Origin of the sequence: Streptomyces glomeratus (assembly GCF_021462825.1) — a bacterium.
Taxonomy (GTDB): Bacteria; Actinomycetota; Actinomycetes; order Streptomycetales; family Streptomycetaceae; genus Streptomyces; species Streptomyces glomeratus.
On the sequence record NZ_JAKEEB010000029.1, the window covers coordinates 66,883 to 89,036 of the forward strand.

The 22,154-nt window shown below is 72.0% G+C and carries 22 protein-coding genes; 8 read left to right on the top strand and 14 right to left on the bottom strand.

Annotated features, from left to right (window positions below):
- The first annotated feature begins 43 nt into the window (after window positions 1-43).
- Entirely contained in the window at window positions 44-1,642 is a 1,599-nt protein-coding gene (locus LZ604_RS26775; protein ID WP_234518094.1) for an alpha/beta hydrolase, read from the top strand.
- Between the two features lie 130 nt (window positions 1,643-1,772).
- Here LZ604_RS26775 and LZ604_RS26780 read toward each other — a convergent pair whose 3' ends face one another.
- From LZ604_RS26780 to LZ604_RS26790, 3 genes are all read right to left on the bottom strand, one after another.
- Window positions 1,773-2,498 (bottom strand): lysophospholipid acyltransferase family protein, encoded by a 726-nt coding sequence (locus LZ604_RS26780; RefSeq protein WP_234518122.1) that lies wholly within the window; start codon window positions 2,496-2,498, stop codon window positions 1,773-1,775.
- A 227-nt stretch (window positions 2,499-2,725) separates the two neighbouring features.
- The gene (locus LZ604_RS26785; protein ID WP_234518095.1) at window positions 2,726-2,917 is read right to left on the bottom strand and encodes a hypothetical protein; all 192 of its coding nucleotides are present in this window, start codon (window positions 2,915-2,917) and stop codon (window positions 2,726-2,728) included.
- 224 nt (window positions 2,918-3,141) lie between these two features.
- Entirely contained in the window at window positions 3,142-3,492 is a 351-nt protein-coding gene (locus LZ604_RS26790) for an STAS domain-containing protein (RefSeq protein ID WP_234518096.1), read from the bottom strand.
- Between the two features lie 230 nt (window positions 3,493-3,722).
- On the opposite strand from LZ604_RS26790, the gene LZ604_RS26795 reads away from it, so the two are divergent.
- The 3 genes from LZ604_RS26795 (at window position 3,723) to LZ604_RS26805 (ending at window position 5,655) form a co-directional block, all read left to right on the top strand.
- The gene (locus LZ604_RS26795; RefSeq protein WP_234518097.1) at window positions 3,723-4,058 is read left to right on the top strand and encodes a helix-turn-helix transcriptional regulator; all 336 of its coding nucleotides are present in this window, start codon (window positions 3,723-3,725) and stop codon (window positions 4,056-4,058) included.
- 69 nt (window positions 4,059-4,127) lie between these two features.
- Window positions 4,128-5,156: an SDR family oxidoreductase gene (locus tag LZ604_RS26800; RefSeq protein WP_234518098.1), complete on the top strand. Its 1,029-nt coding sequence runs from the start codon at window positions 4,128-4,130 to the stop codon at window positions 5,154-5,156.
- A 22-nt stretch (window positions 5,157-5,178) separates the two neighbouring features.
- Window positions 5,179-5,655 (top strand): TIGR00725 family protein, encoded by a 477-nt coding sequence (locus LZ604_RS26805; protein WP_234518099.1) that lies wholly within the window; start codon window positions 5,179-5,181, stop codon window positions 5,653-5,655.
- Between the two features lie 57 nt (window positions 5,656-5,712).
- On the opposite strand, the gene LZ604_RS26810 is transcribed toward LZ604_RS26805, so the two are convergent.
- The 4 genes from LZ604_RS26810 to LZ604_RS26825 all read right to left on the bottom strand — a co-directional run bounded on the left by LZ604_RS26810 (window position 5,713) and on the right by LZ604_RS26825 (window position 9,712).
- A complete protein-coding gene (locus tag LZ604_RS26810) occupies window positions 5,713-6,717 on the bottom strand; it encodes a helix-turn-helix transcriptional regulator (RefSeq protein WP_234518100.1) in 1,005 nt (334 codons plus the stop codon).
- Window positions 6,718-7,054: 337 nt separating this feature from the next.
- Window positions 7,055-8,275, bottom strand: a complete 1,221-nt coding sequence (gene rocD / locus LZ604_RS26815) for an ornithine--oxo-acid transaminase (protein ID WP_234518101.1) — start codon at window positions 8,273-8,275, stop codon at window positions 7,055-7,057.
- The gene (ddaH, locus tag LZ604_RS26820) at window positions 8,272-9,084 is read right to left on the bottom strand and encodes a dimethylargininase (protein ID WP_234518102.1); all 813 of its coding nucleotides are present in this window, start codon (window positions 9,082-9,084) and stop codon (window positions 8,272-8,274) included. Before ddaH ends, rocD begins: the two co-directional genes overlap by 4 nt.
- 124 nt (window positions 9,085-9,208) lie before the next feature.
- Window positions 9,209-9,712, bottom strand: coding sequence for an Lrp/AsnC family transcriptional regulator (locus LZ604_RS26825; protein ID WP_234518103.1), 504 nt, complete (start codon window positions 9,710-9,712; stop codon window positions 9,209-9,211).
- Window positions 9,713-9,789: 77 nt separating this feature from the next.
- Here LZ604_RS26825 and LZ604_RS26830 point away from each other — a divergent pair, with 77 nt between their 5' ends.
- From LZ604_RS26830 to LZ604_RS26845, 4 genes are read left to right on the top strand one after another with little or no spacing between them, the layout of a single operon-like run.
- Window positions 9,790-10,548: a LytR/AlgR family response regulator transcription factor gene (locus tag LZ604_RS26830; protein ID WP_234518105.1), complete on the top strand. Its 759-nt coding sequence runs from the start codon at window positions 9,790-9,792 to the stop codon at window positions 10,546-10,548.
- A gap of 10 nt (window positions 10,549-10,558) precedes the next feature.
- A complete protein-coding gene (locus tag LZ604_RS26835; protein ID WP_234518106.1) occupies window positions 10,559-10,915 on the top strand; it encodes a hypothetical protein in 357 nt (118 codons plus the stop codon).
- 9 nt (window positions 10,916-10,924) lie between these two features.
- Window positions 10,925-12,643: a sodium/solute symporter gene (locus LZ604_RS26840; protein ID WP_234518107.1), complete on the top strand. Its 1,719-nt coding sequence runs from the start codon at window positions 10,925-10,927 to the stop codon at window positions 12,641-12,643.
- A complete protein-coding gene (locus tag LZ604_RS26845; RefSeq protein ID WP_234518108.1) occupies window positions 12,640-13,845 on the top strand; it encodes a sensor histidine kinase in 1,206 nt (401 codons plus the stop codon). The genes LZ604_RS26840 and LZ604_RS26845 overlap by 4 nt, the downstream gene beginning before the upstream one ends.
- Before the next feature lie 3 nt (window positions 13,846-13,848).
- Here the strand turns inward: LZ604_RS26845 and LZ604_RS26850 are convergent, their stop codons facing one another.
- The 7 genes from LZ604_RS26850 to LZ604_RS26880 all read right to left on the bottom strand — a co-directional run bounded on the left by LZ604_RS26850 (window position 13,849) and on the right by LZ604_RS26880 (window position 22,153).
- A complete protein-coding gene (locus tag LZ604_RS26850) occupies window positions 13,849-14,007 on the bottom strand; it encodes a hypothetical protein (protein ID WP_234518109.1) in 159 nt (52 codons plus the stop codon).
- Between the two features lie 13 nt (window positions 14,008-14,020).
- Window positions 14,021-15,976, bottom strand: a complete 1,956-nt coding sequence (locus LZ604_RS26855) for a serine/threonine-protein kinase (RefSeq protein WP_234518110.1) — start codon at window positions 15,974-15,976, stop codon at window positions 14,021-14,023.
- A gap of 48 nt (window positions 15,977-16,024) precedes the next feature.
- Window positions 16,025-17,725, bottom strand: a complete 1,701-nt coding sequence (locus LZ604_RS26860) for a PASTA domain-containing protein (protein WP_234518111.1) — start codon at window positions 17,723-17,725, stop codon at window positions 16,025-16,027.
- Between the two features lie 136 nt (window positions 17,726-17,861).
- On the bottom strand, window positions 17,862-18,812 hold the full coding sequence (locus tag LZ604_RS26865; protein WP_234518112.1) for a cytochrome c oxidase assembly protein: 951 nt from the start codon (window positions 18,810-18,812) through the stop codon (window positions 17,862-17,864).
- 138 nt (window positions 18,813-18,950) lie between these two features.
- Window positions 18,951-19,976 (bottom strand): 6-phosphofructokinase, encoded by a 1,026-nt coding sequence (locus tag LZ604_RS26870; protein ID WP_234518113.1) that lies wholly within the window; start codon window positions 19,974-19,976, stop codon window positions 18,951-18,953.
- A 235-nt stretch (window positions 19,977-20,211) separates the two neighbouring features.
- Window positions 20,212-20,940, bottom strand: a complete 729-nt coding sequence (locus LZ604_RS26875; RefSeq protein WP_234518114.1) for a type 1 glutamine amidotransferase — start codon at window positions 20,938-20,940, stop codon at window positions 20,212-20,214.
- 19 nt (window positions 20,941-20,959) lie between these two features.
- The gene (locus LZ604_RS26880) at window positions 20,960-22,153 is read right to left on the bottom strand and encodes a MurT ligase domain-containing protein (protein ID WP_234518116.1); all 1,194 of its coding nucleotides are present in this window, start codon (window positions 22,151-22,153) and stop codon (window positions 20,960-20,962) included.
- Window position 22,154: the final 1 nt, after the last annotated feature.

Sequence of the window (22,154 nt, forward strand, 5' to 3'; positions counted from 1 at the left end):
AAGGATCCCGTACGAATCACAACCTTGTACGGGGAGGTCCCACTTGAGGGGAATCAGACCGACGAGGCGAGCGACCGCGCTCGGCTCAGCGGGGGCGCTCGTCACGGCGACGCTCATAGCCGGTGCCGTGGCGGCACCGTCGGCCACCGCCGACTCGCGTCACGGCCAGGACCGGGAGGCCCGTGGCGCCGCGATCGCCGCCGCACGTGCCGCCAAGGCAGGGGTCGACTGGCAGGACTGCCCGGCCGACTGGGGACTCGAGAAGCCCATCCAGTGCGGCTGGGTCACCGTCCCGGTCGACTACGCCCACCCGAACGGCAAGCAGATCAAGCTCGCCGTCGACCGCATCGGGAACACGGGCACCAAGAAGGAGCGCCAGGGCGCACTCGTCTACAACCCCGGCGGCCCCGGCGGCTCCGGGCTGCGCTTCCCGCGCCGGATCACCACCAAGAACCCGGTGTGGGCCAATGTCTCCAAGGCGTACGACTTCGTCGGCTTCGACCCGCGCGGTGTCGGCCACTCGGCGCCCATCTCCTGCACGGACCCGCAGGAGTTCGTGAAGGCGCCCAAGGCGGACCCGGTCCCCGACTCCTACGCGGACAAGCTCGCCCAGCGCAAGCTCGCCCGTCAGTACGCGGAGGGCTGCGCCGAGCGCACCGGCCGGGCGATGCTCCAGCAGATGACCACGCCCAACACCGCGCGTGACCTGGACGTCATCCGGGCCGCCCTGGGTGAGAAGAAGCTCAACTACCTGGGCGTCTCGTACGGCACCTACCTCGGCGCCGTCTACGGCACCCTCTTCCCGGGCCACGTCCGCCGCATGGTCGTCGACAGCGTGGTCAACCCGTCGCGGGAGAAGATCTGGTACCAGGCCAACCTGGACCAGGACGTCGCCTTCGAGGGCCGCTGGAAGGACTGGGAGGACTGGGTCGCGGCGAACGACGCCTCCTTCCACCTGGGCGCCACGCGCGCCGCGGTGCAGGAGAAGTGGCTCCAGCTGCGCGCCACGGCGAAGAAGAACCCGATCGGCGGCGTCGTCGGCCCGGCCGAGCTGATCTCCTTCTTCCAGAGCGCTCCGTACTACGACTCCTCGTGGGTGCCGGTCGCCACCGTCTTCAGCAAGTACGTCGCCGGTGACACCAAGGCGCTCGTCGACGCGGCCGCACCCGACCTGTCGAACACGGCGGGCAACATCGCCTCCGAGAACGGCAACGCCGTCTACACGGCCGTCGAGTGCACCGACGCCAAGTGGCCCACGAGCTGGCGGAAGTGGGACCGGGACAACACCCGGCTCAACAAGGACTACCCGTTCATGACGTGGGCCAACGCATGGATGAACCTGCCGTGCGCCACATGGCCGGTCAAGCAGCAGACCCCGCCGAACGTGAAGACCGGCAAGGGCCTGCCGACCGTCCTGATCGTGCAGTCCACCCGTGACGCCGCCACGCCGTTCGACGGCGCGGTCGAACTGCACAAGCGCTTCAAGGGCTCCCGCCTGATCATCGAGAAGGACGCGGGCTCCCACGGCGTGACCGGTCTCGTCAACCCGTGCATCAACAGCCGGGTGGACACGTACCTGCTCACCGGCAAGACGGACCAGGCGGACGTGACCTGCACGCCGCACGCCACGCCGAAGCCGTAGGCGTAGTCCTGCGAACGCGACGTACGCGTACGTCGTAGGCGTACGTCGTACACACGCGATGCACGCGCACGTCGTACGCAGGTGCGAAGGGGGCGGCCGGATCTCGGCCGCCCCCTGATCGTGTCCGGGCTCAGCCCAGCGGCATCCGCGGCAACCTGGACGCCCTCTCGCCCGCCTTCCCGCTCTCCTCGGCCTTGACGACCGCCGCGTACCGGTCCACGTACTCCTGCTCTGAGAGGGACAGGATGGCGTACATGATCTCGTCGGTGACGGCGCGCAGCACGGCCTTCTCGTTCTCCAGGCCGGCATAGCGTGAGAAGTCCAGGGGCTTGCCGAAGCGGATCGTGACGGGGTGGATGCGGGGGATGGTCCGGCCCGGCGGCTGGGCTTCGAACGTGCCGATCATCGCGCAGGGAACCACGGGGACCTGTGCCTTGAGGGCCATCACCGCGACCCCGATCTTGCCCTTGTACAGGCGCCCGTCGTGGGAGCGGGTGCCCTCGGGGTAGATGCCGAGCAGCTCGCCCTTGCGCAGTACGCCGAGGCCCTCGCGGATCGCCGCCTGCCCGGCCTCCTTGCCGGAGCGGTCCACCGGGATCTGGCCGGCGCTGCGGAAGAACGCGGCGGTGAGACGGCCCTTGATGCCGGGCCCCGTGAAGTACTCGGCCTTCGCGAGGAACGTGATGCGGCGTCTGAGGATCGCGGGCATCAGGAAGTGGTCGGAGAAGGAGAGATGGTTGCCGGCGACGATGGCCGGCCCGTCGGCCGGCACATGTTCGAGGCCCTCGATCCTCGGCCGGAAGACCAGTCTCAGCAGGGGGCCGAGAAAGACATATTTGAGCAGGTAGTAGAACAAGGGCATCGCTCCTCACTCCGGCGGATCGGCTCGACCGCCGTGTTCCAGCAGCTCAACCGGCATGTGATGGGGAGTCAGTGTACGGTCGGGCGCGATCTGCGGGAACCGGGCGGACCGGACTCGCGCCGAGCCCCCGGGCGGGGGCCCGGGCCGGGGTGAGGGGATGACGGCACCCGAAGACACCGCCGAGCGAACGGCCTGCGCACATACTTACGGGCCGTGAAGGGTCACAGATAGTCTTCGTCCTCCTGCTTCGGGTACACGGACGACGACTCGTCGCTCCCGCGACGGCCGTGCTGCTCTTCCAGCCGGTGCTGGCGTTCCTGACGCGCCTGCTCCTGGGCGCCGAGGGTCTCCTCGGTCATGTCCCGAAGGTGACCCGACTCGTCCTCGAACGGGTGGCGTTCCCGGTCGGTCATGGCGGCTCACTCCTCGACGAGGTGAGACAGGGGGATGTGGCTCCGCCCCCGATCAGCGTGACATGAGTCGCAGGGCCCTGCATATCGGCCGGCGGGAGGGTGTGGAGGGCGCCGGAGTGGGCGAAGGGAACCTTCGGCAGGGCGCGGGCGATCGCGTCGAGTCTGTGCTCAATGTCGAGTCTGTGCTGAATGCTGTGCTCCGCTTTGCGCCGCGGTCCTGCCCGCTAGACACCGTCGTCCGCATCCCGCCTGCCCCGCGGCGCCGAGCGGGCGGCGGCTTCGGCCGGACCGAACAGCGACCCCGTCTCGGTCAGCGCCAGCAGCCTCCGCACGGCCGGTGCCGTGGCGCCCAGGGCGAGGACCTTGCCGTCCTCCAGGGCCCGGCGCCGCACGCAGAGCAGGACGTTGAGGCCGGAGCAGTCGCAGAAGTCCACCGCGCCCAGGTCGAGATCGACACCGCTCACCGAGCGGCGCAGGGCGTCCCGCAGGGCACCGTGCAGCGTCTGCTCCGTGTCGAGGTCGACCTGGCCCGACACGACCGCGGCCACCCGGTCCCCCGCCTCATGCGTCTCCACGGTCAGCCCCGGCGGCGGGCGCCGGGGGGAGCGGCTCCGGCCCGTCCCTGAGGTGCCTTCCGGGCTCTCCGGCCCGGGATGTGTGCGCTCCGCCATGGCAGCCTCCCGAACCGGCCCGCACCAACCCTCGCAGCCCCAGGCTCCGCCAGTCCCGAGTCGTACGTCAAGGCATGCCGGAAATGCGTTTCGTCCTTTTGTATTCATGTACGGGGCCGCCTACCCTCGGGTCTATGGGTGGAGTGCCTGAGCCGCACACCGGGTGGACGTTCCTCACCAACCACGCGCGTGTCCTGGCCGCGATCGCCGACGACCGGACCAGCCGCATCCGTGACATCGCCGCCCGCTGCCGGCTGACCGAACGCGCCGTCCAGAAGATCATTTCGGATCTCGAGCAGGACGGCTACCTCACGCACACCCGCGAGGGGCGCTCCAACACCTACCACATCCAGCCGGGCAGACTCCTCAGGCACCCGGCCGAGGCGAGCCTGACCGTCTCCGACCTGCTCGGGCTGCTCGCCCGGCACGAAGCCCAGCACACCGGCAGGCAGCAGCACCGGCACCAGTGACGCCACGCGGGTGTGCAGCTCCCGCGCGGACCGGGTACTCGCACGTCCCGGTCACGAGAGGAGCACACAGTGAGCACCGCAACGGGTAAGAAGATCGTGGTCACGGGTGCCACCGGCAACGTGGGCACCAGCCTCGTACGCCTGCTCGCCGAGGACCCGGACGTGGACGGTGTGCGGGGCCTCGCGCGCCGCGTCCCCGACCTCGGCCCCGACCGGGTGCAGTGGGCGGAGGTCGACCTCACGTCGAGGGGGGCCGACCTGGTGAAGGAGTTCGAGGGCGCGGACGCGGTCGTACACCTGGCGTGGGCGTTCCAGCCGACGCACGATCCCGTCGCGACCTGGGAGACCAATGTGCTCGGCAGCATCCGGGTCTTCGAGGCCGTCGCCGCCGCATCGGTGCCCACCCTGGTGCACGCCTCGTCCGTCGGCGCATACTCCCCGGGCCCCAAGCACGACGCCGTCGACGAGTCCTGGCCGACGCACGGCTGGCCGGACGCCGCCTACACCCGGGAGAAGGCCTACCTCGAGCGGTTCCTCGACGCCTTCGAGCACGAGTGCCCCGGGACCCGGATCGTCAGGATGCGGCCCGCCTTCCTCTTCAAACGGGAGTCGGCGAGCGAACAGCGGCGGATCTTCGGCGGGCGGTTCCTGCCCGGACCGCTGGTCCGGCCCGAACTGCTGCCGTTCCTGCCGGACGTCGCCGGTCTGCGGGTGCAGGCCCTGCACACCGACGACGGGGCCCGCGCTTACCAGCTCGCGATCCACAGTGATGTGCGAGGGGCGTTCAACCTGGCCGCCGATCCGCCCCTCGACGCGGCCGTCCTGGGCGAGCTCCTGGGGTCCCGTCCGGTACGGCTCCCCCGCACCGCCGCACGGTCGGCGATCGCCGCCGCATGGGGGCTGCGACTGCTCCCCGCCTCACCGCACCTCTTCGACGCCGTACTGCGGCTGCCGCTCATGGACTGCACCCGTGCACACACCGAACTGGGCTGGCGGCCGCGGCAGACGGCGACCGAGGTGCTGGAGGAGTTCCTTCAGGGGCTCCAGGAGGGCGCCGGCGCGGCGACGACTCCGCTGCGCGGCCGCAAGGTCGGCTGAGGCGCCGTCCGGGCGGCGCGCCATGGCGGTGCAGGTGGCGGTGTGCGGGCCGGCGAAATGCGGGCAGCGCGAGTGGGATCTCGCCCACGAACTGGGACGTCTGCTCGCGGAGCGCGGAGCCGTGGTGATCTGCGGAGGGCACGGTGGCGTGATGGCCGCTGTCGCGGCAGGCGCCCGGTCGCGCGACGGCCTGGTCGTCGGGATCCTGCCCGGGCCCGACCGCAGCGGTGCCGGACCGGATCTGAGCGTCGCGGTCGCCACCGGCCTCGGGCAGGCGCGCAACAGCGTGATCGTCCACAGCGGGGACGCCGTCGTCGTGGTGGGGGGCTCCTGGGGAACGCTCTCCGAGCTGGCCCTGGCCATGCGCCGGGGCGGGGTGCCCGTGGTCCAACTCGGTGACGGCTGGCGGCTCGTCGACGCCGGCGGACGCCAGGTGCCGGGTGTGCGGCACGCACGGACGCCCGCCGAGGCGCTCGACCTCACGGGGCTGTGGGCCTGACACCCGTGCCGGCGCCGCCGGGGCCGCGGGGTGGTCCGGTGTCGCCGGGGCCTCCGCTCAGAGCCATCCGCGGCGTGCCGCCTGCCAGGCGAGCTGCATCCGGGTCGCCGCGCCGGCGCGTTCCATCATGGACTGGATACGGCGCTGGACGGTGCGTCGGCTCAACCCCATCTGCGAGGCGATCGCCTTGTCGGCGACGCCCGCCACGAGCAGGGACAGCAGCTTGCGGTCCAGGGGCGGGAGCGGGGCGGGCGCGGCGGTCCCGTCCGTGCCGGACACCGACCCGGTGTCGTCGACGTGCAGGGGGACGGCGTCGTCCCAGTAGCACTCGAACAGGGCGACCAGCGCGCCGAGCAGATTGCTGTCCCTGACCAGGGCCGTGGTGGGCTCCTCCGGACTGCCGTACGGTCCTCCGGCCACGAGCGGGAAGACGGCGACGGACCGGTCCGCGATCGCGAGGCGCAGCGGCAGATGCGGAACGGCACGGGCGACCTCGCCGGCCCGCACGCCCGCCACCACGTTGTCCACGGCACCCTCTTCGTCGAAGAACGCCTTCTCGTAGAGCACCCGGTAGCGGACACCCCTGGTCAGCGCCTGGTACTCCTCGGCGTTGCTGCCCGAGGGCATGGCCACGTACTGGGCCTTGCAGAACCAGAGCATCTCCTCCTGCGCGCTCGTCTGGATCTGCCGGAGGTGCTGGCGCAGGGCCTCGGCCCCGGTGATGACCTCGAGAAGCTGCCCCGCGTCGTGCCTGCGCATCGTGTCCCGGTAGGCCTCGACAAGCCGGGTGGCCTCGACCCTGGCCAGGTCCAGAGCGTCGGCGCTGCGCTTGAGACGGGGCAGGAGGGCCGTGTCGGGGGGCGTCGCGCGGAACACACGGGGTGTTCCGTCCGCGTGGCTGGCCAGGCCCTTGGAGACCAGCGAGTCCAGGATCGGTCCGGCCTCCGGGCCGGTCAGTCCGGCTCGTCGGGCCAGGTCCTCCGCGGTGGCCCGGCCGGAGGTCACGAGCAGCCGGTAGACGGACTCCTCCTCGTCCGAGACTCCGGCGGCCTCCAGCACCACGGGCGCCCCTCCCTGAACCGGCTACAACGGTTGAATACCGTACTACATGCCTGGAGGAGGCTCGGCGGGCGGGCAGCGACCGGCAAAGACCGGTTCGCTCCCCGCCCCGTTCCGACGCGAACGACCGGAAGGAGCACGTGGCGGGCGCGACACGGTCCGCGCGGGACGTACCCACACCCTCGGTGTGCGTGTGCGCGCCCGGGACGGACTCGCGGCGCCGCGCGGAGTGAGCGCCCGCGTCGAGGTGTCCCGTTCGGTGGCGCCCGGCCGGGGCACGGGCACGACAACGGCACCCGGGGCCCGTGGTGCGCGGGCTGCCGGGTGCCGTTGCCGGCGGTCAGGCCGTCAGGACCCGCTCCAGCGCCTCCAGCGCCGATCCCAGCTCCTCGCCCGTGATCGTCAGCGGCGGGGCCAGGCGGATCGTCGAACCGTGGGTGTCCTTGGCGAGGATCCCCTCCCGCATGAGGCGCTCGCTGATCTCACGGCCGGTGCCGATCGCGGGGTCGATGTCGACGCCCGCCCACAGCCCGCGCGAGCGGAAGCCCACGACGCCCTTGCCGAGGAGCGCGGTGAGACCGTCCCGCAGCACCACGCCCAGCTCGGCCGCCCTGCGCTGGAACTCGCCCGTCTCCAGGAGACCGACGACCGCCGAGCCGACGGCCGCGGCCAGCGGGTTGCCACCGAACGTCGAGCCGTGCTCGCCCGGCTTGAGCACGCCGAGCACCTCACGGCGCGCGACCACCGCGGACACGGGCACGATGCCTCCGCCGAGCGCCTTGCCGAGCAGCAGCGCGTCCGGCACGACTCCTTCGTGGTCCACGGCCAGGGTGCTGCCCGTCCGGCCGAGGCCCGACTGGATCTCGTCGGCGATGAACAGGCAGCCGGCGCGGCGGGTGAGGTCGCGGACCCCGGCGAGGTAGCCGTCGTCGGGGATGATCACACCCGCCTCGCCCTGGATGGGCTCGATCAGCACGGCCGCCGTCGTCTCGTCGACGGCCGCCTCCAGCGCGGCCAGGTCGTTGTACGGGACGATCCGGAAGCCCGGGGTGAACGGGCCGAAACCCGACCGTGCCGTCTCGTCCGTGGAGAAGCTGACGATCGTCGTCGTACGCCCGTGGAAGTTGCCGGCCGCCACCACGATCGTCGCCCGGTCGGCGGGCACGCCCTTGACCTCGTACGCCCACTTGCGGGCCACCTTCACGGCGCTCTCCACCGCCTCGGCGCCCGTGTTCATCGGCAGCACCATGTCCAGGCCGGTCAGCGCCGCCAGGGACTCCGCGAACTCGGCGAGCTGGTCGTTGTGGAACGCGCGGGAGGTGAGCGTCAGGCGGTCCAGCTGGCGGTGCGCCGCCTCGATCAGCACCGGGTTGCGGTGCCCGAAGTTGAGGGCCGAGTAGCCGGCGAGCATGTCGAGGTAGCGACGGCCCTCGACGTCCTCCACCCAGGTGCCCTCGGCGCGCGCCACCACCACCGGAAGCGGGTGGTAGTTGTGCGCGAGGACCGGCTGCTCGGCGGTGATCAACTCGTCGGACGAGCGCGTACGGGCGGGTGCGGTCATGAACGGATCTCCTGAGTGCAGCACTTGATGCCGCCGCCGGCCTTGTGGAACTCGGAGAGGTCGACGGGGACGGGGTCGTAGCCGTGGTCGGCGAGCCGGGCGGCGAGCGCCTCGGCGCGGGGAGCTATGAAGACGTGGCGTCCGTCGGAGACGGAGTTGAGGCCGAAGGCCATCGCGTCCTCGAGGGTGGCGAGCACCGCGTCCGGGTACAGCCGGGCGAGCACCTCGCGGCTGCCGGGTGAGAACGCTTCCGGATAGTAGGCGACGTTGTCGTCGTCGAGGACGAACAGCGCCGTGTCCAGGTGGTAGAAGTACGGGTTCACCAGGGTCAGGCTGATGACCGGGTGGCCGAAGAACTCCTGCACCTCGCGGTGCGCCTCCCGTGTCGTACGGAATCCGGTCCCGGCCAGGAGGTACCGCCCCGTCCAGACCAGGTCGCCCTCGCCCTCGCAGACGGACTCGGAGCGGTGCACGTCATAGCCGGCCGCCTTGAACCAGGTCTCGTAGTGGTCGGATTCGGGGCGGCGTTCGAGGGCGTGGAAGAGGGAGCCGAAGACACGGCCGTCGACGACGACCGCCGAGTTCGCGGCGAACACCATGTCCGGGAGGCCGGGGACCGGGTCCACGGCGTCGACGGCGTGTCCGTGCTCGCGGTAGGCGCGGATCAGCCCCTGCCACTGATCCCGGGCGAGATCCACGTCGACCTTCGTGTCGGGATGCATCCACGGATTGATCGCGTACTGCACGGCGAAATGTCTGGGTTCACAGACGAGGAAGCGCCGCCGGCGCGGCACACGGGTGTCGGTCACAGAGGGGTTCCTCCGCTTCCTGGGGTGTCGAGTGAGGGTTGACACAAAGGTAGGAAGCCGCGGCGACGACCGACAAGAAACGATGGCTGCGCGTTCACGCAGCAACACTGCGTCTTCGGGCCGATCAGCGCACGTCTGCTGCGCCGTCGGGCGCGGGCTGGCTCGCCCCCGCCTCCGGGCTCTCCGGGAGGAGGTGGGACAGCACCATCACACTGATGGTCTTCCGGATGAACGGCTCCGCGCGGATGCGCTCCAGCACCTCCTCGAAGTGCTCGACGTCCCGGGCCCGCACATGCAGCAGCGCGTCCGCTCCACCCGTCACCGTCATCGCCGCGGTGATCTCCGGATGGTTGCGCACGACCTCCGCCAGGCGCCGCGGCGGCGCGGCGCCCTCGCAGTACACCTCCACATACGCCTCCGTGCGCCAGCCCAGTGCCGACGGCTTCACCGTGGCCGTGAACCCGGTGATCACCCCCGACTCGCGCAGCCGGTCCACCCGGCGCTTGACCGCCGTCGACGACAGGCCGATGGCCGAGCCGATCTCGGCGAAACTGGTCCTGGCGTTCGCCATCAGAGCGGTGATGATCTTTCGGTCGAGCTCGTCGAACGGCCCTGGCCTGCTGTTCATGCGGGCACTGTATCCAGCGGCGACGTCCATGTTCCGCACATGTCCAGGCGTACGGAATGCTCCTACACTCCACGTTCATGCTGCGCGCCCTCGCCGTCGACGACGAACTCCCCTCACTCGAGGAGCTGCTCTACCTGCTGCACACGGATCCGCGGATCGGCAGCGCGGAGGGCGCGGGCGACGCGACCGAGGCGCTTCGGCGCATCAACCGCGCCCTGGAGTCCGGACCCGACGGCCCCGACGCGATCGACGTCGTCTTCCTCGACATCCAGATGCCCGGACTCGACGGCCTGGAGACGGCCCGGCTGCTGACCGGCCTCGCCGAGCCACCGCTCGTCGTCTTCGTCACCGCGCACGAGGGCTTCGCCGTGCACGCCTTCGACCTGAAGGCCGTCGACTACGTCCTCAAGCCCGTGCGCCGCGAGCGGCTCGCGGAGGCGGTGCGCCGGGCCGCGCAGCTGCGCCGGACCGCACAGCCGATACCGGTCCACGAACCCGACCCCGACCACATCCCGGTCGAGCTCGGCGGGGTGACGCGGTTCGTGCCCGTCGAGGACATCACCCATGTGGAGGCCCAGGGCGACTACGCCCGACTGCACACCGCGCACGGCAGCCACCTCGTCCGCATCCCGCTGTCCACCCTGGAGGAGCGCTGGCGGGCGAGGGGTTTCCTGCGTATCCACCGCAGCCACCTCGTCGCCCTGCGGCACATCGACGAGCTCCGCTTCGGCGCGGGCACGGTGAGTGTCCTCGTCGGCTCCGTCGAACTCCAGGTCAGCCGCCGGCACACCCGCGAGCTGCGGGACCTGCTGATGCGCCGGACCAGCGGCCGGTGAGGAGGACGACGTGCCCCAGGACCCCACCGAGCGCCGTGTCGTCGTCACCGGGCCGCCCCGGCACCCCCGCCGGGCCTTCGGCTACTACCGCCCACGGACCGAGATCGACGAGCAGACCACCCTCGGCCACACCTACGTCCGCTCGCTGATGCGAAGTCAGCTACGGGCGGCGCTCGCCGTGTTCGCGGTCCTCGTGCTCCTCGTGGGCCCACTGCCCCTGGTCTTCGCCGCCACCCGGAACAGGAGCCTGGAGTGGGCCGTCCTCGGCTTCTGCCTCTACCCGCCGCTGGTCCTGCTCGCCCGCTGGTACGTGCGCCGCGCCGAGCGCAACGAGAGGGACCTCGTCCGTCTCGTCGAGGACCGCTGAGGCGCGGCCGTGAACCAGAACTACGCCGTCCCCGCGGTCGCCCTGGTCGTCCTCGCGACCGTCCTCGTCGGCGCTTTCGGCCTGCGCGTCTCCCGCACCACCTCGGACTTCTACGTCGCCTCCCGCACCGTGGGCCCCCGCCTCAACGCAGCCGCCATCAGCGGGGAGTACCTCTCCGCCGCCTCCTTCCTGGGCATCGCCGGACTGGTCCTCGTCCAGGGCCCCGGCATGCTGTGGTACCCGGTCGGCTACACCGCCGGCTATCTCGTCCTGCTCCTGTTCGTGGCCGCCCCGCTGCGCCGCTCCGGCGCCTACACCCTGCCCGACTTCGCGGAGGCCCGGCTCGCCTCGCGGCAGGTGCGCCGGCTCGCCGGGGGCTTCGTCGTCGGGGTCGGCTGGCTGTACCTGCTGCCCCAACTCCAGGGCGCGGGGCTCACCCTGGCCGTGCTGACCGGCGCCCCCGAGCCGCTCGGCGGGGTCCTCGTCGCGGTCGTGGTGGTCGCCACCGTTGCCGCCGGCGGCATGCGCAGCGTCACCTTCGTCCAGGCCTTCCAGTACTGGCTCAAACTCACCGCTCTGCTCGTCCCCGCGCTGTTCCTTGCGGTGTCCTGGCAGGGCGACGGCGCGCCGCGCGCCGCGTTCGCCGAACCCCCGGCCTTCCGCGACCAGCGGGTGGTACGGATCGACGACACCCTCGACCTGAGGCTGGCCGGCCCCCTCGACGTCACGGCCACGGGCACCGTGGACGGCCGGCGCTACGCAGGCCGGCGCGTGCGCCTCTCCGCCGGTGTGCACCGCATCGGGCAGGGCACCCGGCTGGCCTTCGAGCGGGGCGACCGGGTCCCCGCGGCCGTCGCCGGCCGGGGTGGCGACGACGGCATCACGGCCCCGGCGGCGTCGGGCCGCGAGGAGCGCCCGCTGTACGCCACCTACGGACTGATCCTCGCCACCTTCCTCGGCACCATGGGCCTGCCGCATGTCGTCGTCCGCTTCTACACCAGCCCGCACGGGGTCGCCGCGCGCCGCACCACCGTCGCCGTGCTCGCCCTGGTCGGCGCCTTCTATCTGCTGCCGCCCGTCTACGGCGCACTGGGCCGGCTGTACGCCCCCGAACTCACCCTGACCGGGAACGCCGACGCGGCCGTCCTGCTGCTGCCCGGCCGGATGACCGGCGGGCTCGGCGGGGACCTGCTGGGCGCCCTGGTCGCCGGCGGGGCCTTCGCCGCGTTCCTGTCCACCGCGTCGGGCCTGACCATGGCGGTGGCCGGTGTGCTCACCCAGGACGTCCTGCCGTCCCGGGGCGTGCGGCACTTCCGGCTCGGCACGCTGCTCGCGATGGCGGTGCCGCTCGCGGCCAGCGTCCTGGTGGGCGGACTGCCCGTGGCCGACGCGGTCGGTCTGGCGTTCGCCGTGTCCGCTTCGTCGTTCTGCCCGTTGCTCGTCCTGGGCATCTGGTGGCGCCGGCTGACCCCGCCGGGCGCGGCCGCCGGGATGCTGATCGGCGGCGGCTCGGCCTTCGCCGCGGTCGCGATGACCATGGCGGGCCACCCGGGCAGCGGCACCCCGCACACGCTGCTCGCCTGGCCGGCGCTCTGGTCGGTGCCGCTGGGATTCCTCACCATGGTGCTGGTGTCCCTGGCGACGCCGGGCCGGGTTCCCCCGGGGACGGCCGCGATCCTGGCGCGGTTCCATCTGCCCGAGGACCTGCGGGCGGAGGCGGAGGCATGAGCGGTTTCCTCGCCGGTCTGTGCGTGGCCGTGCTCCCGCTGCTCGCCGCCGGGTTCTGGCTCGGCCGGCGCACCGCGCGCCCCGAGAGGCTCGGGGGGCTCGGCACGCCCGTCGAACACGCCACCTTCCAGACCCTGCACACCGCCTCCCTGGCCGCGCCGCCGCTGCGCGCCGGGCTCACCGAGGACACGGCCCGCAGGTCCGCGCGGCGGCTGCGCACCCTGCTCGGCACCGACGCACTCTGCCTGACCGACCGGGAGGCCGTGCTGGCCTGGGACGGCGCGGGGGAGCACCACCGGGACGAGGTGCTCCGGCGGCTCGGCGGCCCGCTGGAGAGCGGCCGAGGTGAGGCCTTCCGTCTCCGGTGCGAGGCCCCCGACTGCCCGCTGCGCTGGGCCGTCGTCGCCCCCCTCACCGTCGACGACCGGGTGCACGGGACGCTGGTGGCCTGCGCGCCCCGGGAGTCCGCGGTCCTCATCCGGGCCGCCGGCGAGGTCGCCCGCTGGGTCTCCGTGCAACTGGAGCTGGCGGACCTCGACCGGTCCCGCACCCGACTCATCGAGGCCGAGATCAAGGCGCTGCGCGCCCAGATCTCCCCGCACTTCGTCTTCAACTCGCTCGCCGTGATCGCCTCGTTCGTGCGCACCGACCCCGAGCGTGCCCGCGAACTCCTCCTGGAGTTCGCCGACTTCACCCGCTACTCGTTCCGCAGGCACGGCGACTTCACCACGCTCGCCGAGGAACTCCACGCCATCGACCAGTACTTGGCGCTCGTCCGGGCCCGCTTCGGCGACCGGCTCTCCGTCACCCTGCAGATCGCCCCCGAGGTGCTGCCGGTCGCCCTGCCGTTCCTGTGCCTCCAGCCGCTCGTCGAGAACGCCGTCAAGCACGGCCTGGAGGGCACCACCGACAAGCGCCATATCGGCATCACCGCGCAGGACGCGGGCGCCGAGGCTCTGGTCGTCATCGAGGACGACGGTGCCGGAATGGACCCAGGGCTGCTGCGCCGCATCCTCGCCGGGGAGGCCGGGCCCACCGGCGGCATCGGCCTGTCCAACGTGGACGACCGGCTGCGCCAGGTCTACGGCGACGACCACGGGCTCGTCATCGAGACCGCCCCGGGAGCGGGCATGAAGATCACCGCCCGGTTGCCGAAGTACCGGCCGGGAGTGCATTCGGCCGGGCGGCCGCCCCGGCAGTGAGCCTCAGGTGTCGCGGGTGAGGACCATGGCGAAGGTGAGCAGGCCGAGCACCACCCAGCCGAACCACAGCCAGCCACTGCTGCCGAGCGCCACCGTGTAGGCCGTCACCACGACGAGCCCACCGACGGTCAGCACCCCCATCGTCTTCGTGGAACCGGGCATCGCAACACCCTCCTCATGGTTCGTCCTTCCCCATGGTGCCCCCGTTCTGCTTGCGCACGGTGCATACGACCAGATGAGTTCCGGTCGTCCATGCGGCGTTTCCCGCCCAGGACGCGGCCTCGTAGCGGGACGGGTCGTACCCGTAGTCCTTCGGCGGGACGTTCCGCGCGCACGCCGCGTCCGACAGGCTCTTCGCCTGGGCCAGGGTGGTGTCCGGGGCCAGACGGGTGAAGCCGAGCACCTGCTGGTCGTGGGACCCGGCACAGGAGACCAGTCGTGCCGCCGACGGTGACAACGCCTCCAGACAGTCCCGTTTCTGCATGTTCGCCGTGTCGACGAACCTCATCCCCGGCCTGCGGTGGTCGCCGAGCGGCCCGTACACCGGCCCGTGCGCGCCCAGCACCAGACACGCGGTGCGCCGCCCGGCGGCCTCGAAGCCCGCGCGGGTGGGGACCACGGCGTAACTGCGGACGTCCGGGAGCTTGTCGCGAACCTCCCGGGTGCGCTGCTCGCACGCGGCCGGTCCCCGCCGGCCCGCCTCGTCGGCGGACGCACTGGGGACCAGGGCCATGACCTGCCCGTCCGGGTTCTGCTCGGCACAGCTCGGATCCACGGTCAGCCGCGGAGGGACATCGTCGAACGGGCGCCCGGGCCAAGCGGCGACGACGCAGTCGCCGTCCTGGAGGGGACGGGTGAGCGCGACGTCCGCACCGTAGGGCTGCGCCGTCCCGCCCGACGCCGGACCGTGCACGGCGTACCAGACCCCGCCCAGGGCGAGGACGAGCCCGAGGAGACAGGCGACGAGGGCCCGCAGGAGGTGGGACCGCCTCGGATGCGGCTCGCTCCGGCCGAACGGCGGGCCGAAACCCGCTCCTCCGTGCACGTCCGGCCCGTACGACGTGGCGGGCGCGACCGGAGCGCCGGGCCGTGCCCAGCCGGAAGGCGCAGCTCCCGAGAGGGATGGAGCCTGCCCGGAACCTCCGTATCCGGCGGCGGGGACGGTGCCCGGCAGCGGCCGGCGCAGCGAGGTCTCGGTCGCCGCGGCGGAGCCCTCCCACGCCGGATGCGACCGCGGGTCGACCCGGGTGCGCGTGCGTGACACCGGGGTCACGACCGCCGCCAGCGCGGGTGCGGTGTCACCCGCCGTGATCCGCAGGGCCGGATCCTTGACCAGCATCGCGGACAGCAGCGGCTCCAGCGCCCCGGCCCGCTCCGGCGGCCGGGGGTCCTCCAGGACCACCGCGGTGACCTCCGCGATCTGTGTGTCGCGTTCGAAGGGCCCGCACCCCTCCACCGCGAAGTACAGCGTGCAGCCCAGCGAGAACAGGTCCGTGGCGGCGGTCGGGGGTCCGCCCGTCGCGCGCTCCGGCGCCAGATAGCCCGGCGTCCCGACCAGCGCCGACGTCAGCGTGTACCGGGTCTCGCCCGCGTCCGGCTGCACCGCGATGCCGTAGTCGGTGAGCAGGACGCGGGCGTACGGCGTCCCGGAGCGGTCCGGCGCCAGCAGGATGTTCGCCGGTTTCACGTCCCGGTGCATGACGCCCCGCTCGTGCCCGGCGGTGAGCGCGTCCAGCACGGCCATTCCGATGCGCGCGCATTCGGCGGGGGCGAGGGGGCCGTGCCGGTGGACCCGCTCGCGCAGGTCCAGCGCGCCGGGCACGTACTCCATGACGATCCACGGCAGGCCCTCGTGCTCCAGCACATCGTGCACGGTGACCACATGCGGGTGGCCGCGCAGCCCCGCCGCGAGCCGGGCCTCGGCGCGGGCACGGGCGACCCGGGCCGCCCGTTCCTCGGTCGCCTCGACCGAATCGCGGAACACTACCTCCTTGAGGGCGACCTCGCAGGCCAGCCGCTCGTCGTGAGCGAGCCACACATGGCCCATGGCGCCGCCGCCGAGCTGGTTGAGCAGGCGGTAGCGGCCGGCGATGACCCGGCCGACTCCGGACTGCGGTGATCCTGATGCCATCGCTCGCTCCCGAATCCAGGTCGTGTCCAGGTCGTGTCCAGGTGGTGCCTAGGTCGTGCCGGCCGTGGGCGAGCCCGTCACTGGGGCGCGCGTGAACGGCGGCTCACGGGTGGCCGGGACGCTGGTGACAGGGGCACCGGTCGCCGGCCTGCTCGTGACCGGTCTGGCGGTGGTCGGACCGCTGGAAGCGGAAGGCGAGCCGCCGCGCGGTGCTGACGGCGATCCGCTCGCGGTTTTGGTGGGGGAACCGGTGTGTGGGGGTGTGGGGGAGCTGCCTGTGGTTTTGGTGGGGGAGCCGGCGTGTGGGGGTGTGGGGGAGCTGCCTGTGGTTTTGGTGGGGGAACTGGCGTGTGGGGGTGTGGGGGAGCTGCCTGTGGTTTTGGTGGGGGAGCCGGCGTGTGAGGGCGTGGGGGAGCCGCCCGCGGTGGTGGAGGGCGAGCCGGTGCGCGGTGCCGAGGGAGATCCGCTTCCGGCTGTCGAGGACGAGCCGCCCCCCGGCGCCGTGGAGGACTTCCTGCCGCCCGTCGGAGACGATCCGCTTCCGGCCCGCGAGGACGAGCCGGCCGCCGGGGATGACGACGAGCCGCCCGGCGTCGGCGGGGAGGAGGCCCTCCCGCTGTCACTCGGTGTGGCGGAGGAGCCACCCGCCTTCCCGGACGCCGAGCCGCCCGGCGAGGGGGAAACGGACCTGCCGGTGTCCGGGCCCCGGCCCGTGGCGCCGCCGGTCCCCGGGACCGGCCCCGTCCTCGACGCGCCGGAACCGCCCGGCACCCCGGGGCCCTCCGTCTCGCCCGTGTCCACCGACAACGTCACGTACTGCCCGAACGCCAGCTCGGTGCCGGGCGCGGGATCCGAGCCCGTGACCGCCGCCTCGTCGGGTGGCGCCCCCCGGCCGGCGTAGGCGACCGCCAGCCCTTCGGCCGCGAGCCGCCGGCCGGCCTCGGCGAACCGCAGCCCCGCCACATCGGGCACCTTGTGCCGTACCCGGGTGTCGAAGGGGGCGTCGTGCCGGCCGGTCGTGCCGACGGGCCGGTCGAGCCCCCGGTGCGGGTCGTCCACGTCGACGAGCGCCAGCCGGGTCAGCGGCTGCGGGGCGGGGCGGATGACCACCACGGAGGAACGGTCGTACCCGGCCCATTTCTCGTTCCGGCCCTCGAACTTGACGGAAATCCGGGTCGTGTCGCCCTGGAAGGGGCGCAGTGGATTTCCACACGAGCACTTCACCGTGGGCTGTCCCTGCTCGTTCACCAATACCGCGATTCCGGCCTGGAGCAAGGAGTCGAAAGGTGTGGCCTCGCCCTTCTTGTAGTCGTGGTTCTGTACGAGGGTGTCGTGACGCAGAAGGACGGGTGTGAGCCGGTCCAGATAATCCGGGATCTCCGCCTGGGCAATACCTTCGACCCGTGCCCAGACCTTGGCCTTTCCGTCGTTCGCCGGGTCCGTGAGGAATTTCTTCAGTCGTGTGACGTCACAGACCGTCGGTTGCCGAGAACCCCCGTAGAGCCCCGGCGTATTGCCCGCCTGCAGGCCGCCGGGCGTCCGGCCGGCCCGCACCCTGGTGTCGTGGCCGAGTCCGCTGCGCTCGTCGAAGAAGGGAGCCAGCGACGGGACTCCGGCGGCGACGGCCTTCACCGCGAACGCCTGTGCGTTTCTGCTGCATCCGCTGAGGAGCAGCACGGCGGCCAGCAGAAAGCCGATCCTCCGGATCGCTGATTTTCCGGTCCTTTGAAGGAATGCACGACGTGTCATCACCGCTCCCCCCGGCGTTCCCCCCGCGCCCTGCCGAGCGGAGGCAGGCGCCGGGCACCAGGTTACCGAATGCGGGAGCGTTTCAGGTGCCTTGAAAGGACTTGATAGAAAAGGGAATTCAGCGCTGTCGCGGAACTCAGTTGCCGCGTGCGTTGAGTGAGGCCAGATAGGCGTTGTACGCCTCGAGTTCCTTGTCGCCGTCGCGGTCCGCGGCGCGGTCCTTCCGCCTGGCCTGCCGCTGCTCCGAGCTGTACCACTGGAACAGCAGCGCCAGGAGCACCAGCACGGACGGCACCTCGCTGAACGCCCAGGCGATGCCGCCCGCCGAGGTCTGGTCCGCCAGGGCGTCGATGCCGAGCGAGGCGGGCGGATTCCGGTAGGCCTCGACCATCGGGGTGGACGCCATCATCAGCGCGATGCCGAAGAACGCGTGGAACGGCATGCCCGCGAAAAGCTCCAGCATCCGCATCAGGTAACCGGGCCGGTGCGGACCCGGGTCGACGCCCATGATCGGCCAGAAGAACACCACGCCGACGGCGAGGAAGTGCACCATCATCGCGATGTGCCCGGCCTTGGACCCCATCAGGAAGTCGAAGAGCGGCGTGAAGTAGAGCCCGTACAGGCTGGCGATGAACAGGGGGATGGTGAACGCCGGGTGGGTGACGACCCGCACATAGCGGCTGTGCAGCAGCATCAGCAGCAGCTCGCGGGGCCCCTTGCGGCCGCGGCCCGCGGTGGGCAGCGCGCGCAGCGCCAGGGTGATCGGGGCGCCGAGCAGGAGCAGGATCGGCGCCAGCATGCTGATCACCATGTGCTGCACCATGTGCACGCTGAACATGACCATGCCGTAGTCGTTCAGCCTGGTGCACATGACCAGCATCACCATCAGGACACCGATGACGTACGCCACCGTCCGGCCCGCCGGCCACTTGTCCCCGCGCCGTACGAGCCGTGCCACGCCCCACCCGTACAGCCCCAGGCCGACCAGGCAGGCGACGAGGAAGAACGGGTCGGCGGACCATTCCAGCCCCCGCCCCAGCGTGAACGGCGGCAGATCCATGGTCATGCCGTGCCCGCTGTGATCCATCCGCCGGCTCCTGTTTCGTGGGGGTGTGCGCTGTCTGTCCGCACCAGAGTAGAACCGCCCCCGGCCGCGACTGCGACCGGGGGCGGACTCTCGGACTCCGTACGCGATCGGTCCCCTACGTACGAGACCGGTCCCGTGCTACAGGACGCACTCGGCCTCGGCGTACCTCTCCTGCGGCACCGTCTTCAGCGTCTCCACCGCCTCCGCCAGCGGCACCGTCACGATGTCCGTGCCGCGCAGCGCGGTCATCCTGCCGAACTCGCCGCGGTGCACGGCCTCCACGGCGTGCCAGCCGAAGCGGGTGGCGAGCACGCGGTCGTACGCCGTCGGCGTGCCGCCGCGCTGGACGTGCCCGAGGATCACCGGACGGGCCTCCTTGCCGAGGCGCTGCTCCAGCTCGATCGAGAGCTGGCGGGCGATGCCGGCGAAGCGCTCGTGGCCGTAGATGTCCTTGCCGCCCTCGTCGAACTCCATGGTGCCCGGCTTCGGCTTGGCGCCCTCGGCGGCCACCACGATCGCGAACCGCTTGCCGGCGTCGAACCGCTCGCCCACCCGGGCCGCCAACTCCTCGATGTCGAAGGGGCGTTCCGGGACCACGATGGCGTGGGCGCCGGCGGCCATGCCGGAGTGCAGCGCGATCCAGCCGGTGTGGCGGCCCATGACCTCCACGATCAGGACGCGCTGGTGGGACTCGGCGGTGGTCTTCAGCCGGTCCAGGGCCTCGGTCGCCACGCCCACGGCCGTGTCGAAGCCGAAGGTGACGTCCGTGACCGCGATGTCGTTGTCGATGGTCTTGGGCACGCCGACGATCGGCAGCCCGTTGTCGGACAGCAGCCGGGCGGCCTTGAGCGTGCCCTCACCGCCGATCGGGATGATCGCGTCGATGCCCAGTTCCTCGACATGGCCCCTGGCTCGCGCCACTCCGTCCCGCAGGTGCTCGGGGCGGACCCGGGAGGAACCGAGGATGGTGCCGCCGCGGGCCAGGATGCCGCCTACCGCGTCGAGGTCGAGCTTGAGGTAGTCGCACTCCAGGAGGCCCTTCCAGCCGTCCCGGAAGCCGATGACCTCGTCGCCGTGGTCGGCGACGGCGCGGTGCACGACGGACCGGATGACGGCGTTCAGGCCGGGGCAGTCGCCGCCGGACGTGAGGACACCAATGCGCATAGCCCGAAAAACCTTCTCCACGTGAGCCGGGACCGGACCACGCTGTCCGGCTCGATCCCCGCCACCCTACCGGCGGCGGGGGGCGGGGCAGCACCGTGCGTCCGCCAGCTGGACGTGCCCGCTCACCTGTGCGGACCGGCCGTCAGACGGGCCGGTGACGCCCGCGGGACCGCCCGGTGTACGGGCCGCCGGGCGGGCTCCGCGGAATCGTTTCGGGTGCGCTCGGAGAGGGGCCCTAGGCGGGCTGCTGCGCGGCCGTGATGCGCTCGTCGCGCAGCGCCTCGTACCAGCGGTCGTCGACCGGCGGGAGGGCGTTGACATCGAGCGCCAGCTTGAGCAGCAGGTCGGCGATCAGCGGGTTGCGCGCGAGCACGGGACCGTGCATGTATGTGCCGAACACCGTCCCGTTGTACGCGCCCTCCGTACCGTCACCCGTGCCGTTGCCCTTGCCGAGCCGGACCTGCGCGAAGGGGCGGGCGTTCGGGCCGACGTGCGTGACGCCCTGGTGGTTCTCGAAGCCGGTGAGCTGGGGCAGCCCCAGCTGCGGGTCGATGTCCCCGAGGACGTCGCCGACGCACCGCTCGCCCTCCCCGCGCACCGAGACCACGTCCAGCAGGCCGAGACCCGGCTCCCGCTGCCCGAGGTCGTTGATGAACTCGTGGCCGAGGATCTGGTACCCGGCGCAGACGGAGAAGACGATCGCGCCGTTCTCCACGGCCCGGTACAGACCGCCGTCACGGCGCAGCCGCTCGGCCGCGAGCCGCTGCGGACGGTCCTCGCCGCCGCCGATCAGGTAGATGTCGCCGGACGTCGGGATCGGCTGGTCGCTTCGCACGTCGAGCCGGGCCACGTCCAGGCCGCGCTGGCGGGCGCGGCGCTCCACGACGAGCGCGTTGCCCTGGTCGCCGTAGGTGCTCAGCAGGTCCGGGTAGATCCACACCAGACGCAGGCTGTTGTCACTCATCGATGATCGTCCTTCGTGGTCAGTTGCCGACGCGGCGGCGCAGGTCCTGGAACGCGGTGTAGTTCGCGATGACCTCGATCCGGCCCGGCGGAGCGAGCTGGACGGCCTGGTCGAGGTTCTCGCAGACCTGGAAGGACTGGTTCGCGACCTCCAGGCGCACGGCCAGGTCCAGCTTGCGGTCGCCGATGACGAAGATCGGGTGCCCGGTGAGCCGCGTGTAGTCGACGTCCCACAGCCAGGAGGTGTCCGTGCCGTCCGCGCTGCGCGCGTTCACCGAAAGGATCACCGGGGTCGGCGGCGGGTCGATCAGGGAGAACGTCTCCAGCCAGCCGGCCGGGTTCTTCGCGAGCAGCAGACGCAGGTCGCGGCCTTGGAACTGGACGACGTCGTAGCGTCCGGCCACCGCCTGCACCTGGTACATGCGCTCCAGGGCGACCTGCGGGGGCACGCCGAAGACGGCGGCGACAGCGGCCGAGCTGGCGGCGTTGGCCTTGTTGGCGCGGCCCGGCAGCTGGAGGTGGATCGGCCAGGCGGAGCCGTGCGGGTCGAGGACGTGGTCACCCGACAGCACCCACGACGGGGTCGGCCGGCGGAAGCCGCACTCGCCGCAGAACCAGTCGTCGCCGGGGCGCTGCATCACACCGCCGCAGGACGGGCAGGACCAGGCGTCGTCCTTCCACATCTGCCCGGCCGCGACCCAGATCACATTGGGCGACGACGAGGCGGCCCACACCACGAGCGGGTCGTCGGCGTTGGCGACGATCACGGCCTTGGAACCGGAGAGGCCCTCACGCCAGTTCTCGGCCAGCATCCGGGTCTCGGCGGCGCGGTCGAGCTGGTCGCGCGAGAGGTTGAGCAGCGCGATGCACTTGGGGTCGGTGTCGCGGGCGACTCCGGCGAGGTACTTCTCGTCGACCTCGATGACACCGAACTTGGCGTCCGAGCCGCCGGCTAGCGCCGAGGTGATGCCGGCGGGCATGTTGGCGCCGAGCGCGTTGGAGACGACGGGGCCCGCGGCGCGCAGTGCCTCCGCGATGAGCCGGGTGGTCGTGGTCTTGCCGTTGGTCGCGGAGACCAGGATGACATCCAGGTTCTGGGCCAGCCGCCCGAGCAGGTCGGGGTCGAGCTTGAGCGCCACTCGGCCGCCGATCACCGATCCGCTGCCGCGCCCCGCGGCGCGCGATGCCGCAGCGACCGCCTTGCCCGCGGTCACG